Consider the following 14,839-nt stretch of genomic DNA (forward strand, 5'->3'; position numbering starts at 1 on the left):
GCGAAGATTGGTAGTGAATAGTTTTCCGCGGTACTAACGCCGGCGCCTTATCGATAGATCACGCGGTATGGGTCCCTGCGTTCGCAGGGACGACATCCTCAATGCTTCTGCCCGTACAACACCGGCACCGCTGAATCCACGATGACCTCGACGAGGCTCGTGCCTGCATGCGCCATGCCGCGCTTCAGCGCTTCGCCCAGCTCCGCCGCCTTGCTCACCCGCACCGCATGGCAGCCCATGCCTTCGGCGAGCCGCACGAAATCGATCCCCGGCAGCTCCAGCCCGGGCACGTTGCGCACCTGCATCACCTGGCTGAACGAGCGCATCGCGCCGTAGCCGGAATTGTTGATGACGACGACGGTGAGCGGCAGCTTGCGCTGTGCGGCCGTCCACAGCGCCTGGATCGAATACATCGCCGAGCCGTCGCCGATCAGGCAGACGGTGCGGCTGCTCGGCTTGCCGAGCGCCATGCCGACGGCGGCGGGCAGGGAGTAGCCGAGACCGCCGCTCGACATCGTGAAGAAACTGTCCTGGCCGCGCATCGGCATGAACTTCTGCATCGCCGGCCGGTGCGAGGGCACTTCCTCGACCAGTGAGGCGCTGTCGGGCATCGCCTGCGACAGCGCGTGCAGCAGGAATTCGACCGGCAGCGGATCGGCGGCCTGCGGTGCCGGCGGCAGGGTGCGGCCCTTCGGCGCTGCGCGCTTGCTCTCCGGCAGCAACCCGAGCAGCATGGTCAGCGCCGGCTTCATCGTCGCGATGATGCTGGTGCCGACCGGCGTCACCGCGGCGGCATCCGGATCATCGGTGATCTGAAAAATGGTCGCCCCGCCATCGAAGATCGCGGCATGGCCCTCGACATGGAAGGTGAATACCGGCGCGCCGACGACCACGACGAGATCGTGCGCGCGCAGCGCATCGGAGAGCTGCGCCGGCGATGCATGCAGGAAGCCCGCGAATTGCGGATGCCGCTCCGGAAACGAACAGCGCGCAGAGAACGGGCTGACCCAGACGCTGGCTTTCGCTTTCTCGGCGACGCGCACCATCAGGTCGACCGCGCCGGCGCGGTCGACGCCGGGGCCGACGACGAGGGCAGGGTGTTTTGCGGAGCCGAGTGCGGCAACCAGCGCCTTCATCGCGTCAGCCTCCGGACCGATCTCCCGGCTGACCTTGCGCGCTTCGATCGGAGCAGCCGCATGCGCCCAGTCGTCGATCGGGATCGACACGAATGTGGGACCGCACGGCGGCTGCATCGCGGTGTAATAGGCCCGCGCGATCGCGGCCGGCACGTCCTCGGGCCGCGCCGGCTCGACGCTGTATTTGACGTAAGGCCGCGGAAATTCGGAAGCGCGCTCGGCATAGAGGAATGCCTGCAGCGGGAGGATCGAGCGCGCCTGCTGGCCCGCGGTGATCACCAGCGGCGTCTGGTTGCGATGCGCGGTGTAGATGTTGCCGAGCGCGTTGCCGACGCCGGCAGCCGAATGCAGATTGACGAAGCCGGCATTGCGCGTCGCCTGCGCATAGCCGTCGGCCATGCCGACCGCGGAGGCCTCCTGCAGCGCCAGCACGTAGTCGATGTCGTCGGGCCAGTCGGAGAGGAACGGCAGCTCGGTCGAGCCGGGATTGCCGAACACTTTTGTGATGCCGAAGGCCCGCAGCAGGTCGAGCGTTGCCTGTTTCACGGTGACGGACTTGCTGCCGGTCTTGCCGTTCTTGGCCATGGTTTCCGTCCCCTCTTCATTCCTCATCCTGAGGAGCGCGTCTTCGCGCGTCTCGAAGGATGAAGGCCCGGCTGGTGGCCTCGCCCTTCGAGACGCCGCTGCGCGGCTCCTCAGGGTGAGGGTCTAACAACGGTGGCTCACCACACCGCCGTGCCCTTCATCGTCGGCTGCCCCTCTGCGTTCGCGGTCCACAGCTCCATGCCCGCCTCGATCTCGTTGGCATTGACCGAGAACTCGCTGCCCTCGAACAGCGGCTGCAGGCCGCGATAGGTGAACTTCTTCGGCGCCTTGCCGCTGCGAAGCTTCGCCGCCATCTCGACGATCAGCGCCGCCTGCAGCGGGCCGTGGAAGATCAGGCCCGGATAACCCTCGACCTTGGTGACGTAGTCGCGGTCGTAATGGATGCGGTGGCCGTTGAAAGTGAGCGCGGAGTAGCGGAACAGCAGCACGGGATCGGACACACGGATCTCGCGGTGCTGTGCCTTCGGCGGCGGGGGTGGTGCCTTGCCACCAGCAGGCGGGCTGCCGGTCATCTCGCGATAGACGATGTCCTGCCGCTCGCGGATGGCGGTGCCGCGCGGCGAGGAGATGCTGTGCTCGACCGAGACGAAGCACAGCGTGCCGGTCGAGCCTGATTTCACTTGCACGTGGGCGATGCGCGAGGTTCGCGTCGATTCATCGCCGACGCGAAGCGGCTGCAGGAATTCGATCTCGCCGCCGGCCCACATTCGGCGCGGGAGCGGCACCGGCGGCAGGAAGCCGCCGCGGGTCGGGTGCCCGTCGGGCCCGAGCATCGACATCGGGAACACCGGCTGCGCCAGGCACCAATGCACCGTGAATGGCGCAGCGTCGCCCTTCCTGGGCTCGCCGACCTCCTGGAATAGCGTCGCGCGCAGCCCCATCACGAGCTGCGCGGTGACGATGTCGGTCGCCTCCGTGCTGCGGCCGATCCATTGCCTGAGATGGTCGATGTCGAGCTTCTCGGTCATGACGCCTCGCTCTTGTTATGTCCGGGAGTTTGGTTTTTCGCCGATCGCGGGCACCGCGCCATAAGAGCGCGTCTCGCCGACGATGATCGGCGCCGGCGCGGGATAGCTGACGCGGCCGTTCGGCGTGTCGACCTCGATGCGGCGCAGATGCGGATGGCTGGTGAGGTCGGCCATGGTGTTGACCTCGGCAAAGGCGATGTCGGCATCCGACAGCCGCTTCAACAGCTCGTCGCGCGTCATCTTGCCGAAGGCATCCGCCACCGTCGTGTCGGTGAAGTCACGGTTGCGCACGCGCTCGACCATGTTGGCGACGCGCGGATCGGCGGGCAGGTCGGGCTGGTCCAGCACCTTCGCGCAGAGCGTCTTCCACTCGCGCTCGCTCTGGATCGAGATCAGGATGTCCTTGCCGTCCTTCGAGGTGAACACGCCGTAGGGCGCGATCGAGGGATGGCGCAGGCCCATGCGCTTGGGCGGATTGCCGGCCTCGGAATTGAGCAGCGGCACGGTGCACCAGTCCGCCATCACGTCGAACATGGAGATGCGGATATCGGCGCCCTTGCCGGTGCGCCCGCGCGCGATCAGCGCCTCGAGGATCGCCGCATGCGCGGTGGCGCCGGTCGCGACGTCGACGATCGACATGCCGACGCGCGAGGCGCCGTCGGGATTGCCGGTGATCGAAGCAAGCCCGCTCTCGGCCTGGATCAGCAGATCATAGGCCTTGCGGTGCGCATAGGGGCCCTCGTCGCCGTAGCCGGTGATCGTGCACGAGATCAGCTTCGGATAGTCCCTGAGCAAGCGCTCGCGCGAGAAGCCGAGCTTGTCCATCGAGCCGGGCTTGAGGTTCTGGATCAGCACGTCGGCGCTGGCGATCAGCTTCTCCAGCTCGGCGCGGCCTTCGCCGGTCGTGAGATCGACCACCGCCGATTGCTTGCCGCGGTTGAGCCAGACGAAATAGCTGCTCTGGCCCTTGGCGGCCGCGTCATAGCCGCGGGCGAAATCGCCCTCGGGCCGCTCGATCTTGATCACCTCCGCGCCGGCATCCGCCAGCCGCGAGGAGCAGAACGGCGCCGCGACCGCCTGCTCGACCGCAATCACCCTGATCCCGTCAAGTGCTCCCATGCTGGCCGCCTCAGTACGAGCGCGGCATGCCGAGCACGTGCTCGGCGACGAAGGACAGCACGAGATTGGTCGAGATCGGCGCCACCTGATAGAGCCGCGTCTCGCGGAACTTGCGCTCGACGTCGTATTCCTCGGCGAAGCCGAAGCCGCCATGGGTCTGGATGCAGGCATTGGCCGCTTCCCAGGATGCATCCGCCGCAAGCATCTTGGCCATGTTGGCCTCGGCGCCGCAGTCGAGGCCGGCCTCGTATTTGCGCGTGGCTTCCTTCACCATCAGCTCGGCCGCGCGCATCGAGGCGTAAGCCTTGGCGATCGGGAACTGGATGCCCTGGTTCTGGCCGATCGGCCGGCCGAAAACGCTGCGCTCCTTGGCGTAGTTCGTCGCCTTGGCGATGAACCACTTTGCGTCGCCGACGCATTCGGCCGCGATCAGGATGCGCTCGGCATTCATGCCGGAGAGGATGTAGCGGAAGCCCTTGCCTTCCTCGCCGATCAGGTTCTCCGCCGGCACCTTCATGTCGGTGAAGAACACTTCCGTGGTGGCGTGGTTCATCATGGTGCGGATCGGGCGGATCTCGAGACCGTTGTTCTTGGCCTCGCGCATGTCGACGATGAACACCGAAAGGCCGTCCGTGCGCTTCTTGACCTGATCCTTCGGCGTGGTCCGCGCCAGCAAGATCATCAGGTCGGAATGCTCGGCGCGGCTGGTCCAGATCTTCTGGCCGTTGACGATATAGCTGTCGTTGCCGTCTTTGCGCGCGAAGGTCTTCAGCGAGGAGGTGTCGGTGCCGCTGGTCGGCTCGGTGACGCCGAAGGCCTGCAGCCGCAATTCGCCGCTCGCGATCTTCGGCAGATATTTTGCCTTCTGCTCCGCATTGCCATGCCTGAGCACCGTGCCCATCGTGTACATCTGGGCGTGGCAGCCGCCGCCGTTGCAGCCCGCGCGCTGGATCTCCTCGAGGATCGCGGCGGCCGCCGAAAGCTTCAGGCCCGCGCCGCCATATTCCTCGGGGATCAGGACCGAGAGATAGCCGGCCTCAGTCAACGCATCCACGAACGCCTTGGGATAGGCCATCTCGCGATCGAGCTTGCGCCAATATTCGCCGGGAAACTGCGCGCACAGCTTGGCGACGGCCTCGCGAATGTCGGCGTGATCTTCGGTGTGGTGTTCTTGACTCATGGCGTTTCCTGTTCGTAGCGGCAGTTAAGATAACGCCGGCCAATCCCCTGGCGTTGTGAAAACAACGCCAGCCCCCTATGCTCATTTGCTATAGCGTATGGAGTAGCCTTCCAGGATTGGCAAGCATGGATTTCCGGCAGCTCAGGACCTTCAGTTGCGTGGCGGAGCTCGGCAGCCTGTCCAAGGCGTCCGACACGCTGCGCGTGGCGCAGCCGGCGCTCAGCCGGCAGATCAAGCTCCTGGAACACGAGCTGCGCACCGATCTGTTCACCCGCAACGGCCGCGGCATGGTGCTGACCGAGGCCGGCCGCCTCCTGCTGGCGCGCACCTCCGGCATCGTGCGGCAGATCGACCAGATCCGCGACGACATCCAGTCGGCCAAGGGGCCGCCCTCCGGGCAGGTGGTGCTTGGTCTCGTTCCGACCGTCAGCTGCGTGCTGTCGGCGCGCTTTGCACGGCGCTGCGTCGAAAAATTTCCCGGCATCTCGCTGCGCATCGTCGAGAGCTACAGTGGTCATCTCGTCGAATGGCTGCATCGCGGCGAGATGGATCTCGCCATCCTCTATGGCCGCTCGGCCGATCTGCATCTCAATGTGCAGAGCCTGGGGCGCGACAACATCGTCGCGGTCGGCCCGCGCGGCTGTGGGCTGGCGCGCAAGAAGAGCGTCGACATCGGCTGGCTGCTGCGCCAGCGCCTGGTGCTGCCCTCTCATTCCCACGGCCTCCGCGCGCTGATCGAGCATGCGGCGGCCCAGCGCAAGATCAAGCTCAACGTCCAGCTCGAGGCGGATTCCTTCCGCGTGCTGACCAGCCTCGTCGAGGAGGGCCTCGGCTTCGCGCTGCTGCCGCCCTCGTCGGTCCACGGCGAGGTCGCGGACGGGCGGCTTGAAACCGCGCCCGTATCCAGGCCGATGACGCGTGAGCTCATCTTTGCCTCTCCGATCGATCGCCCGGCCTCGACGGCCTCGCTCGCCATCACCGCTCTCCTGCGCGAGGAAGTCGCCGCCTGCCGCAAGGAAGGCGTGTGGGACATCAAATTGAGTTAGATGGCGTGTGGTAGAACAGTCAGGCGCCGTCTTGCCTTCGCATCTGGCGCGACCTGTCATGCCGGAATTTTATAGCCGGGCCAGGGGTACTGCGAATGAGACTCGCATCTGCATCCCGGAACTCGTCATTGCGAGCGCAGCGAAGCAATCCAGAAATCCCTCCGCGGTGACAGCCTGGATTGCTTCGTCGCAAGAGCTCCTCGCAATGACGGAGAAGAGAGCTCAGCCGGGAATCCTCACCGGCAGGGACTCGTATCCCTTGATGAAGCTGGAATAGATCCGCTTGGGCTCGCCGACCACCTCGATGCGGTCGAACCGCTTCAGCATCTCCTCCCAGACGATCCGCAGCTGCAGTTCGGCAAGCCGCATGCCGACGCAGCGGTGGATGCCGAAGCCGAAGGAGAGGTGGGTGCGCGGCCGGGGTCGGTCGATGATGAACTCGTTCGGCTTCTCGAACATCTCGTCGTCGCGGTTGCCCGAGACGTACCACATCACGACGCGGTCGCCCTTCCTGATGTGCTTGCCGCCGATCTCGGTGTCCTGCAACGCGGTGCGCCGCATATGCGCCAGCGGCGTCTGCCAGCGGATCACTTCCGGCACCATGGAATCGATCAGCTCCGGATTGGCGCGGAGCTTGTCGTACTGCTCCGGGTTCTCGTTCAGCGCCAGCACCGAGCCGGTCATGGTGTTGCGCGTGGTGTCGTTGCCGCCGACGATGAGCAGGATGATGTTGCCCATGAGGTTGTCGGGGTCCATGTGGCGCGTGGCCTCGTTGTGCGCCATCAGCGACAGCAGGTCGTTGCGCGGCGCGGAGTTGACGCGCTCGTTCCACAGCTTCGACATGTAGGCGTAGCACTCGTCCATCTCGCGGCGGCGCTCCTCGGCGGAGGCGACGATGCCGCTCTTGGGCAGCGCGGTCGAGACGTCGGACCAGCGCGTCAGCTTGCGCCGCTCTTCCCAGGGGAAGTCGAACAGCGTCGCCAGCATCTGCGTCGTCAGCTCGATCGAGACGCGCTCGACGAAGTTGAAGGTCTCGTTGCGCGGCAGATTGTCCAGTACGGTCTGCGAGCGCTGGCGGATCAATCTCGCCAGCTCGTCCAGATGCTGAGGGGTGAACATCGGCGACACCGTCTTGCGCTGCGCCGAATGCCGGGGCTGGTCCATCGCGATGAAGCTTGGATAGTCGTAGCCTTCCGGCACGTCGCGGATCGAGATGCCGCCGAGCTTCGAATCCGAAGAGAAGATGCCGTGATTGGTGTCGACATGCATGATGTCGTTGTACTTCACCACCGACCAGTACGGCTCGATCGGCGCGTTGGTGCAGTAGTGCACCGGCTCTTCCTTGCGTAGCCGCTCGAACCACGGCCACAGCGTGTCGTCCTGGAACAGCCTGGGCGCGCCGGGGTGGAATTGCGAAAGCGGCGTCGCATAGGCCTCCTCGCGCGCCCTGCGCATGCGTTCGGCCTTGTCCACTTTAACCGGCGCTTGGATGTTCATGGTCGTGACTCCAGTTGGTGTTCCATCCTCTCCCGCAAGCGAGAGCTTTGCTTAATTGGACGCGGGGGAGTGATTGCCGCTGTTGGGCGTTTTTTGCGTAGCGTTGGACGTCGGCGGCATCGAAGGTTTGCGCTTTCGTGGTCGACTGATTGGGTTGGGCGGTCATGCGGCAACTCCCGCAGGAGACAACGCCACCCATCGTTTGAGATTCATTGCCAGGCAGATCAGGCGCAGATGCGTCTGGTTGCGCGCCCAGCCCAGATAGCGGGCGCGCGCCCAGCGGTAGCTGCCCTTGAGGCGCGCGAAGACCTGCTCGACCGGTGCGCGGCGCTTTCCCACGGCACCGTTGAAGCGCTTCTGCCGCGCGGTCAGCGGATGATGCTTGTTGGGCCGGAACATCAGCCGCGGCTTGATGCCTCGCGCGCGCAGGCCGCTACGGCGCTCGTGCTTGTCATAGGCCTGGTCGGCATAGACCGCCTTCTCATCACCACAGACCAACTCGTCGGCGGGCACCGTATCGTTGACCGCAGCATCGGTCAGCTTGCTGCGGCGGATGATTGCCGAGCCCTGGTCGATGCCAACATGGGCCTTGTAGCCGAAGTATCGTTTGCCGCCCTTCTTGGTCCATCGCGCATCCGGATCGCGCTTGCTGTTGACCAGTTTGCTCGGCGCCCGACCGTCCGGGCCGGGGGGCTGCGGCTCCTCTGGTGGCTTCGGCGGCTTCACCGCCGCCGGGATCAGGCTCGCGTCGATTAGTGTACCCCGCCGCACCACCAGCCCATGCGCATCGATCTGGCGCAGGATCTCACCGAACAGCCTCTCGTCCAGGCCGGCCCGCTGCAAACTGTCGCGGAAGCGCCAGATCGTGGCGTGATCGGGTGTCTCATCGCCGAGCACAAAGCCGCAGAAATCGCGGAATGAGGCGCGGTCATCAAGCGCCTCTTCAAGCTCCGGATCGGACAGCCCGTACCATTGCTGCAGCAACAGCGCCTTGAACATCACCAGCCGCGGATAGGCCGGCGCCCCACGCTCCGGTTCCGGCAGACCGCCTAGCACGCCCCCTACCGCTGCCCAATCGACCAAGTCCCCAATCCGTCTCAGCACCGGATTGCCTTTTCCCCGTCGCGACACCAGCGCGTCCGCAAAGCTCGGTTGTCCAACCTGTCGATAGGCCATTCCCGTCCTCCCTCAGCGGTCTAGGGAATCGCAGATTCGCGAATATGCAAAGCTCTCGCAAGCGGGAGAGGATGCGCAGCTTTCTCGCGGACGTCGTTCGAACTCATCTTACTGCGAATTTACGCCGCAATCTTCACCGGCAACGTCTCCAGCCCCTTCACGAAGCTGGAATAGACCCGCCTGGGCTCGCCGACCACATCAATATGGTCGAACCGCTTGAGAATTTCTTCCCAAATAATCTTGAGCTGGAGTTCGGCGAGCCTGAGGCCCACGCAGCGGTGGATGCCGAAGCCGAAGGAGAGGTGCGTGCGCGGGCGGGCGCGGTCGATGATGAAATCGTAGGGCTTTTCGATCACCTCCTCGTCGCGGTTGCCCGAGACGTACCACATCACGACCTTGTCACCCTTCTTGATCTGCTTGCCGCGGAATTCGAAGTCGGAGAGCGCCGTGCGCCGCATATGCGCGAGCGGAGTCTGCCAGCGGATCACCTCGGGCACGAAGCTGTCGAGCAGATCCGGGTTCTCGCGCAGCTTGCGATACTGCTCCGGATGCTGGCTCAGCGCGTAGATCGAGCCCGACATGGTGTTGCGGGTGGTGTCGTTGCCGCCGACGATCAAAAGGATGAGATTGCCGAGGAAGTTCCTGGCGTCCATGTCGCGCGTGGCGGCACTGTGCGCCATCATCGACAAGAGGTCGCTCTTCGGCGGCTGTTCGATGCGCTCCTTCCAGAGGCGGGAGAAATAGGCCGCGCATTCCGTCAGCTCGGCCATCCGCTCGTCCTCGGTGGCGACGAGGCCGTCGGGGCCGGGAATGGTAGTGGCGATGTCCGACCAGCGCGTCAGCTTGCGGCGGTCCTCCCAGGGGAAGTCGAACAGCACCGCCAGCATCTGCGTCGTCAGCTCGATCGAGACGCGGTCGACCCAGTCGAACACCTCGCCGCGGGGAAGGTTGTCCAGGCACTCGGCCGAGCGCTCGCGGATGTTGATCGCGAGATTGTCCAGGTGCGTCGGCGTGAACATCGGCGCCACGGTCTTGCGCTGGGCCGCATGGCGCGGCGGGTCCATCGAGATGAAGCTCTCGCGGCGCAAATCCGGATCGATGTCGCGGATGGTGATGCCGCCGAGCGCGGAGGCCGAGGAGAACACCGCATGGTTGGTCTCGATCTCCATGATGTCGTTGTAGCGCGTCACCGACCAATACGGCCCGAACATCGAGTCCTTGCAGTAGTGCACGGGATCGTCCCGGCGCAGGCGATCGAAATAGGGCCAGAACGTATCCGTCCTGAACAACTCCGGGTCGCCCGGATCGAACTGCTCCAGCGGCAGTGACGTGGCGCGCGCGCGAAGTGCGTCGAGCTTGGTCGCGCTCTCGATGGTCCCGTGCATGACCGTTCTCCCCTGACCTGAACCGCGCGTTCTCGTTGAATTCTGCGCTGCGGTATTTGATTTGCAATTACAGCCGGTTGTCTGCGTCGGAGCAAGGGAGAGTTTTGCCACATCCAACCTTCACGAGAGCGTCGGATGGCCGTCACGCCGCCACGCGAACGTGACCTCCCGCACGCTGCGCGGTGGAGAATCGTGCAAGAACCCTATCGGAATCGAGGTAAATCGAACCGGCCCAGCTTGGGGATTGACTAACCTCTGATCTATAGTTTGACCGCAACAGATCCGCATCCCGAGGTTGCTGCCGTGAACGACATGCAATGGACCCCCATTGGGGCCGAACCCTTACCGCCGCCGCTGCCGCCCACGCGGGTCGATTTCTCCGGCAACCGCTCCGAGTTCCGCAGAATGGTCACCAGGGGTGCCATGCTGGAGCTCGTCACCTTCGGCTTCTACCGGTTCTGGCTGGTCACCGACATTCGCCGCCATCTGTGGGCCAACACTGCGATCGACGGCGATGCGGCCGAATATACCGGGCGGGCCAAGGAGCTTTTGATCGGCTTCCTGGTCGCGCTCGCGATCCTGGTGCCGATCTACCTCGCCTACTTTCTGATCGGCATCGAGTTCGAGCGCTGGCAAGGCTTCGCCTCGTTGCCGCTGTTTATCGGCTTCTACGCCTTCGGCCAGTTCGCGATTTTTCGCGCGCGGCGCTACCGCCTGACGCGCACGGTCTGGCGCGGCGTGCGGTTCTGGATGGACGGCTCGGGCTGGGCCTATTCGCTCCGCGCCATGCTGTGGGGCTTGCTCGTGTTCCTGACGCTCGGCCTGGCGCTGCCATGGCGCGCAGCTGCGCTCGAGCGCTACAAGATGCAGCACACCCATTATGGCGATCTCTCCGGCGACTTCGAAGGCGACGGCTGGACCTTCTTCAAGCGCGGCTGGTGGCTCTGGCTGCTCAGCCCGGTCGCGCTCGTGATCTTCCCGCTGGCGCCATTCCTCTACGCCGAGTTTAGGGCGCGCGAGTGGCGCTGGTGGCTCGACGGCATTCGCATCGGCGGCGTCAGCCTGTCCTCGGATCTGCCTCATGACGCCTTCTACGGCCTGTACTGGAAAGTGGTCGGCTGGTGGACGCTGCTCTCGGCCGCGTTCGGTGCTTACATGATCGGCGGTACCTTGCTCGTCGTCCAGCTCACCGGCGTGCCGGTCGATCAGGTATTCGAGCCCGGCGACGGCGCGAACAGCATCCCGGTGGTGGCAATGATGGTGATCGGCTATTTCGCCGTAGCGCTGGCCATCAACATCGTCATGCGCGTCTATCTCCAGCGCGATCTCTGGGCGAAGGTGCTGGAGACGGTCGAGGTGCACAAGATCGCGGCCGCGGCGAATGTGCAGGGGCGCGGCGAACTCGCCGGCGCGCTCGGCGAAGGGTTTGCCGATGGACTGGATGTTGCAGGATTCTGAACCGTGAGTGACGTGTCCACCGGGGTCCCGCCCGGGTCCTCAAAGCCGACCATCTTCTTCGACGGCGTCTCGAGCCGCAGGCGTCAGGTGATGCTGACGCTCGGTGATGCGCTCGAAATCGCTGAGGACGGCGAAGCACCCGTTCGCTGGGCCTATGCCGATATCCGCCGCGCCGACGGCCCGGCCGGCGTTTTGCGTCTGGCCTGCACGTCGGCCCCGCCCCTGGCGCGACTCGAGATCCGCGACGCGGCAGTGGCGGCAGATGTGACCGCGCGCTGCCTGCATCTCGACAAGCACCAGGCCACGCGCCGCGGCACTGCAAAGATCGTGGGCTGGTCGGTGGCTGCGGCCGTCTCCATCGTCTGCGTCGTCTTGTTCGGCGTGCCGCTCGCCGCCGATCGTCTCGCACCGCTGGTGCCGAAGCCGGTCGAACGGCGCATCGGCGACGCCGCCGAAGTGCAGATGAAAACCATCTTCGGCCGCCGCGTCTGCGAAGACCCCGCGGGCAAGGCCGCCTTCACCAAGCTCGTCAACCGCTTGCGCGATGCCTCCGGCCTCGACGACACCATGACGGCGGGCGTGCTGCCGACCTCGGTGCCGAATGCCTTCGCGCTGCCCGGCGGCAAGGTGTTCGTGCTCAAGGGCCTGCTCGACAAGGCCGAGAGTCCCGACGAGCTCGCCGGCATCCTCGCCCACGAGCTCGGCCATCTCAAGCATTACGACAACATGCGCGGCCTGATCTACAATGGCGGCACCTCGTTCCTGATCGGCCTTTTGTTCGGCGACGTCACCGGCTCCTCGGCCGTGATCTTCGCGTCGCGCAGCCTGGTCGAGGCCTCCTATTCGCGCGAAGCCGAGACCGGCGCCGACACCTTTGCGATCGAGATCATGCACAAGCTCGGCCGCTCGCCAAAACCCGCGGCCGAATTGATGTTCCGGATCACCGGCAAGGAGGGCGGTTCCGGCCTCACCACGATCCTCGCCAGCCACCCGCTGACCGAGGACCGCCTCGCGCGCATGACGAAAGAGGATCGTCCCGCGAGCGGCCCGCCGCTACTGACCGACAGGGAGTGGCAGGCGCTGAAGGGCATTTGCGTCAGCGGGAAGGTGTGAGCTGCCGCAGCCAGCGCTCACTTCGCCGGCGTGGCGGCTGCGGCTTTCCGAAAGATCATGCTCGAACAATACAGGTGCGTGCAGCGCCTACCGCGTCCCGTAGGCGCGGTCGCCGGCATCGCCGAGGCCTGGCAGGATAAAGCCATTCTCATCGAGGCCTTCGTCCACCGCCGCCGTCCAGATCGGCACGTCCGGGTGCAGTCCACGCAGCCGTTCGAGGCCTTCCGGCGCGGCGATCAGGCAGGCGAGGCGGATGTCCCTGGCACCGCGCTCCTTCAGCCGGTCGATGGCGGCGACGGCGGTGTTGGCGGTGGCGACCACCGGCGTCACCACGATCGCGAGGCGCTCGCTGAGATCGGACGGCGATTTGAAGAAATACTCGACCGCGGCAAAGCTGTGCGGCTCGCGGTAGAGCCCGATATGCGCGACACGCGCGGTCGGCACCAGATCCATCATGCCGTCGACGAAGGTGGTGCCGGCGCGCAGCATCGGCACGAACACGAGCTTCTTGCCTGCGATCTTGGCCGAGTGCATCGTCGCCAGCGGCGTCTCGATCACGGTGTCGGTGAGCGGCAGGTCACGCGTCACCTCGTAGCACAGGAGCATGCCGATCTCCTTGATCAGCTCCCGAAACGATTTGGTCGAGATGGATTTGTCCCGCACCAGCGTCAGCTTGTGCTGCACCAGCGGATGATCGACGATCGTGACGCCTTCCATGTAATGCTCCCGGCGAAATGCACTTCATTGAACTATGCGAGCCGGTGCTTCTTCCCTTCTCCCCTTGTGGGAGAAGGTGGCGCGAAGCGCCGGATGAGGGGTCTCTATCCGCGAACTCCAACTGAGAGGTGTGTCCGCGGAGACAACCCCTCACCCGCCTCGCTTCGCGAGGCACCCTCTCCCACAAGGGGAGAGGGTTAGAACACCGTACCGTCGCTGATCACCTTGAGCGGCGGTGAACCATCGGGACGGCGGGCGAATGCGATGGCGCGGCCGGCCGCCCAGGTGCCGCCTTCGAGGATGCTCGCAAGCGGCAAGGTCTCGGGGGTGCGGCCGAGCTTGGCGCGAATGCGCTCCGCCAAGCTGTCGAGCAGCGCAACCGTCAGCGCGCGCCACTCGACGACGAGCAGCGAATCCACTTCATGCGCGCGCGCGGCGTCCGCGGAATCGCGCAGGCGCAGCACCTCATGGTCGACGAACAGGCCGCCATTGCGATATTCGGCAAGCCCGGTCAGGCCGTCGATATCGGTCACTTTGATGCCGGCGCGCTGGAGCGGCTCGATCAGCGAATAGCTCAGCCATTGCGACAGCTTGTGCAGGGGCACAAGGCCCGCGGTCGCGTCGTCGGTCTTGAGTGCCGGATGGCGCCAGCAATCGCCGAGCGGGACGCCCGCGAGTTCGAGCCGCGACGGCCAGATCGGCCCGAGCTGGTTCAGCACCGCCGACAGAATTGCGGGCGCTGCGACGGCGCCGCCGACGGCCTGCGCCGCGATGTGATCGAACAGCCCGCCCGGCCGCGGCGAATCGTGCAGGCCGAAGATTTCGGGTCGCGCTGCGGCTTGCTTGCCCAGGCGACGCAGCAGGTCGGCGCGTCCCTCCAGGCCGAGCAGCGGATTGGCGTCGCTGACCTGAAAGGTGGAAGTGAGTGCGGCAAGAGGCAGCTTTGCAAGCACCTCCGCATCGGCCCTGAACGGCGCCCGCGGATCGCGCGAAAACAGCCCGCTCGCAAACATGTCGAGGCTCGCGATCGCAAGGCCCTCCGATCGCCCTACGTCCGCTCCCGTCGCGGTATCGCGATAGCGCCACGCTGCGCCGGCGCCGGCATCGAGCAGCACGCTGACGATGGCGAGATCGAATTCGGCGCGCGCCCGCGCCGCGCGATCCGGCCAAGACGCGGCATCAGCAAGCCGGGCCCAGCGGTCGATGCCGCCGAGCACGAAGTGCCGCCAGCGCGCATGAAAGGGAATGTCGAGCGTCGGATAGGCTTTGCGCGTCACCGCGAGCACGGCCTCGGCAACGCCATCCATGCGGTCGAGATCGACGGTGAAATGGGTGAGCCCGCCGGCAAGGCCAAGCTCGAGCATCTGCCCGGCGCGCGTCCGCACCGCCTTGGCGGTGAGCAGCGCGCGCGCCTGCGATTCCAAAGCGTGCCCCATCG

At 65.5% G+C, this 14,839-nt stretch carries 12 protein-coding genes; 3 read left to right on the forward strand and 9 right to left on the reverse strand.

Annotated elements, in window-relative coordinates; all coding sequences use genetic code 11:
• Positions 1 to 98: 98 nt before the first annotated feature.
• The 4 genes from mdlC to XH96_RS07425 all read right to left on the reverse strand — a co-directional run bounded on the left by mdlC (position 99) and on the right by XH96_RS07425 (position 5,009).
• Positions 99 to 1,721 (reverse strand): benzoylformate decarboxylase, encoded by a 1,623-nt coding sequence (gene mdlC, locus XH96_RS07410; protein ID WP_194391831.1) that lies wholly within the window; start codon positions 1,719 to 1,721, stop codon positions 99 to 101.
• A gap of 137 nt (positions 1,722 to 1,858) precedes the next feature.
• On the reverse strand, positions 1,859 to 2,710 hold the full coding sequence (locus XH96_RS07415) for a MaoC family dehydratase N-terminal domain-containing protein (protein WP_194391833.1): 852 nt from the start codon (positions 2,708 to 2,710) through the stop codon (positions 1,859 to 1,861).
• Between the two features lie 15 nt (positions 2,711 to 2,725).
• Positions 2,726 to 3,829 (reverse strand): CaiB/BaiF CoA-transferase family protein, encoded by a 1,104-nt coding sequence (locus XH96_RS07420; RefSeq protein WP_194391835.1) that lies wholly within the window; start codon positions 3,827 to 3,829, stop codon positions 2,726 to 2,728.
• A 10-nt stretch (positions 3,830 to 3,839) separates the two neighbouring features.
• Entirely contained in the window at positions 3,840 to 5,009 is a 1,170-nt protein-coding gene (locus tag XH96_RS07425; protein ID WP_194391837.1) for an acyl-CoA dehydrogenase family protein, read from the reverse strand.
• A 125-nt stretch (positions 5,010 to 5,134) separates the two neighbouring features.
• On the opposite strand from XH96_RS07425, the gene XH96_RS07430 reads away from it, so the two are divergent.
• The gene (locus tag XH96_RS07430) at positions 5,135 to 6,055 is read left to right on the forward strand and encodes a LysR substrate-binding domain-containing protein (RefSeq protein WP_028179159.1); all 921 of its coding nucleotides are present in this window, start codon (positions 5,135 to 5,137) and stop codon (positions 6,053 to 6,055) included.
• A 222-nt stretch (positions 6,056 to 6,277) separates the two neighbouring features.
• On the opposite strand, the gene XH96_RS07435 is transcribed toward XH96_RS07430, so the two are convergent.
• From XH96_RS07435 to XH96_RS07445, 3 genes are all read right to left on the reverse strand, one after another.
• Positions 6,278 to 7,552, reverse strand: a complete 1,275-nt coding sequence (locus XH96_RS07435; RefSeq protein WP_194391839.1) for a cytochrome P450 — start codon at positions 7,550 to 7,552, stop codon at positions 6,278 to 6,280.
• Positions 7,553 to 7,714: 162 nt separating this feature from the next.
• Positions 7,715 to 8,728, reverse strand: coding sequence for an IS5 family transposase (locus tag XH96_RS07440; RefSeq protein ID WP_194389004.1), 1,014 nt, complete (start codon positions 8,726 to 8,728; stop codon positions 7,715 to 7,717).
• Between the two features lie 119 nt (positions 8,729 to 8,847).
• Positions 8,848 to 10,113: a cytochrome P450 gene (locus tag XH96_RS07445; RefSeq protein ID WP_194391841.1), complete on the reverse strand. Its 1,266-nt coding sequence runs from the start codon at positions 10,111 to 10,113 to the stop codon at positions 8,848 to 8,850.
• Positions 10,114 to 10,425: 312 nt separating this feature from the next.
• Between XH96_RS07445 and XH96_RS07450 the strand changes: the two genes are divergently transcribed.
• Positions 10,426 to 11,571: a YjgN family protein gene (locus XH96_RS07450; RefSeq protein WP_194394064.1), complete on the forward strand. Its 1,146-nt coding sequence runs from the start codon at positions 10,426 to 10,428 to the stop codon at positions 11,569 to 11,571.
• A gap of 3 nt (positions 11,572 to 11,574) precedes the next feature.
• On the forward strand, positions 11,575 to 12,684 hold the full coding sequence (locus tag XH96_RS07455; RefSeq protein WP_194391843.1) for a M48 family metallopeptidase: 1,110 nt from the start codon (positions 11,575 to 11,577) through the stop codon (positions 12,682 to 12,684).
• Between the two features lie 87 nt (positions 12,685 to 12,771).
• On the opposite strand, the gene upp is transcribed toward XH96_RS07455, so the two are convergent.
• Entirely contained in the window at positions 12,772 to 13,401 is a 630-nt protein-coding gene (gene upp / locus XH96_RS07460; protein WP_028134563.1) for a uracil phosphoribosyltransferase, read from the reverse strand.
• 197 nt (positions 13,402 to 13,598) lie between these two features.
• The gene (locus XH96_RS07465; RefSeq protein WP_194391845.1) at positions 13,599 to 14,837 is read right to left on the reverse strand and encodes a URC4/urg3 family protein; all 1,239 of its coding nucleotides are present in this window, start codon (positions 14,835 to 14,837) and stop codon (positions 13,599 to 13,601) included.
• Positions 14,838 to 14,839 lie beyond the last annotated feature (2 nt).

The organism is Bradyrhizobium sp. CCBAU 51765 (assembly GCF_015291725.1).
GTDB classification, from domain to species: domain Bacteria; phylum Pseudomonadota; class Alphaproteobacteria; order Rhizobiales; family Xanthobacteraceae; genus Bradyrhizobium; species Bradyrhizobium liaoningense.

What these genes read in the sequence shown, in the direction of transcription:
- XH96_RS07425 (WP_194391837.1), bottom strand. Translation starts at nt 5,009, where the DNA reads ATGAGTCAAGAACACCACACCGAAGATCACGCCGACATTCGCGAGGCC.
- XH96_RS07435 (WP_194391839.1), bottom strand. Translation starts at nt 7,552, where the DNA reads ATGAACATCCAAGCGCCGGTTAAAGTGGACAAGGCCGAACGCATGCGC.
- XH96_RS07445 (WP_194391841.1), bottom strand. Translation starts at nt 10,113, where the DNA reads ATGCACGGGACCATCGAGAGCGCGACCAAGCTCGACGCACTTCGCGCG.
- XH96_RS07465 (WP_194391845.1), bottom strand. Translation starts at nt 14,837, where the DNA reads ATGGGGCACGCTTTGGAATCGCAGGCGCGCGCGCTGCTCACCGCCAAG.
- upp (WP_028134563.1), bottom strand. Translation starts at nt 13,401, where the DNA reads ATGGAAGGCGTCACGATCGTCGATCATCCGCTGGTGCAGCACAAGCTG.
- XH96_RS07415 (WP_194391833.1), bottom strand. Translation starts at nt 2,710, where the DNA reads ATGACCGAGAAGCTCGACATCGACCATCTCAGGCAATGGATCGGCCGC.
- XH96_RS07450 (WP_194394064.1), top strand. Translation starts at nt 10,426, where the DNA reads ATGCAATGGACCCCCATTGGGGCCGAACCCTTACCGCCGCCGCTGCCG.
- mdlC (WP_194391831.1), bottom strand. Translation starts at nt 1,721, where the DNA reads ATGGCCAAGAACGGCAAGACCGGCAGCAAGTCCGTCACCGTGAAACAG.
- XH96_RS07430 (WP_028179159.1), top strand. Translation starts at nt 5,135, where the DNA reads ATGGATTTCCGGCAGCTCAGGACCTTCAGTTGCGTGGCGGAGCTCGGC.
- XH96_RS07420 (WP_194391835.1), bottom strand. Translation starts at nt 3,829, where the DNA reads ATGGGAGCACTTGACGGGATCAGGGTGATTGCGGTCGAGCAGGCGGTC.
- XH96_RS07440 (WP_194389004.1), bottom strand. Translation starts at nt 8,728, where the DNA reads ATGGCCTATCGACAGGTTGGACAACCGAGCTTTGCGGACGCGCTGGTG.